Below are 1,520 nucleotides of genomic sequence, written 5' to 3' on the forward strand. Positions count from 1 at the left end.
CGGTACATTTCATGTCCATTATTGCCTTGCCTTTGTTTGCCATCGATTCGTCTATTCCATCACCGAGATCTACATTTTTGATTTCACCGATACCCTTTGGATCAGCGGGTTTCTCTGTTTTGGCACTTGGTGGGGTGTAGGAGCCTTGGTTTTCACCTCCTCCACCTCCACAACTGTTCATGAGGAGTAATGTTGCTCCAAATGACATGAGCATTGAAGTTTTCATAGTCTGTTTGTTTATTGGAATTTGAGTTTTGGATTTTATTTGATTTAGAATTGGACTGTTTGAATGTTTTTTTTGGTTTTTCACCATGCTGATCAAAAGTAAGATCAAGGCCAATGGGAATAGGGTGGAGGAAAGGAATAATAGCAAGTGATAGTGTGGGATAAAACCCATCTTGGCCCAAAGCAAGGTGCCCTGCCCCAATAAAAGGATTTCAGAACTGATAAATCCAATGCTTAAAATGATCCAGGCCCACATCGACATGTGATTGTCAGGAAACCAGCCACTCTTTACTGCCAGACCACCTATGCCAAATGTAATGGCACCGAGCATTACCAAGTGAATGAATCCTATGACATACATCCTTATGGTAAAGGCCATGATAGCCACTTCCGGAATGACAAGTGTAATCTGAATGATAGCTTTGGCTGCCAAGCTCAAAATCCCAAGATAGATCATACCATCTATCCAATGTTTTGGGATTTTCAAATAAGCTGAACTTAGGAATCCTGCTGATTTCAAGATCAGGAAATAAGCTAATCCTTGAAGCAAGACCCCAATTGTATTGAAATAATAGAGGCTTTCAATCGGTGTACTCCATGATACGGCTAAAGCATAGGTCAGGAATAAAGAAAGGTTAAGCACAACAAAAGTGATTCTGCTGATCCTGACATCCAAACCTTTTTGGATGGCAAAGTGGACCAATAAGCCCAACAAAGCATAAACAAACCATCCATTGAGCTGAAGGTGCAAAAACCACTGCACACTCATAAAATAAAGGGGATGCAACCGGCTCAATGTAGCTGCAATAGGTGCAATTGCCCATAGTCCCAGTGTGGAGAGAACCATCCAATAGACACTGTATCTGATCAATTTAACCGAAGGATTGTTTTTGATTTTGGATAAATCCTGCAGGAAGCAGTAGGCAAACCAATAACTGACCAAAAGATGGATAGTAGAAAATGCAATGCTATACAAACCATAACCCTGAAAAGGGAAACTCAGCATCATACCAATATTGGCGATCACTGCAATTGTTAATAAATTTTTATAAGTTTTTAGCCTAATGCTGTCTTTTACAAATGTGAAAACCAACGCACCTGAAAGGAGTAAATACCCCCAACCCAACAGCGCCACATGGGAGTGGGCATGGAGTAGGTGCCTGTAATCGAAAAATGGAATTTCTCCGATAAAGAAATAACGCATGGCCAACCCGAACAAGGAGGCCATCAGAAAGAAAAATGCCGCCCAAATCATCCATGCTTTAGCCAAGACTTCAATCGGTCTGAGGGAAGTG

General features: G+C 41.3%; 1 protein-coding gene. It reads right to left on the minus strand.

Translation table 11 applies throughout. The features are described 5' to 3' along the window. A partial coding sequence (locus tag ACEW8O_RS07565; protein WP_373494014.1) for a cytochrome c occupies positions 1–1,429 on the minus strand: 1,429 nt, incomplete at its 3' end. Positions 1,430–1,520 lie beyond the last annotated feature (91 nt).

The organism is Aquiflexum sp., assembly GCF_041749095.1.
GTDB lineage: Bacteria > Bacteroidota > Bacteroidia > Cytophagales > Cyclobacteriaceae > Aquiflexum.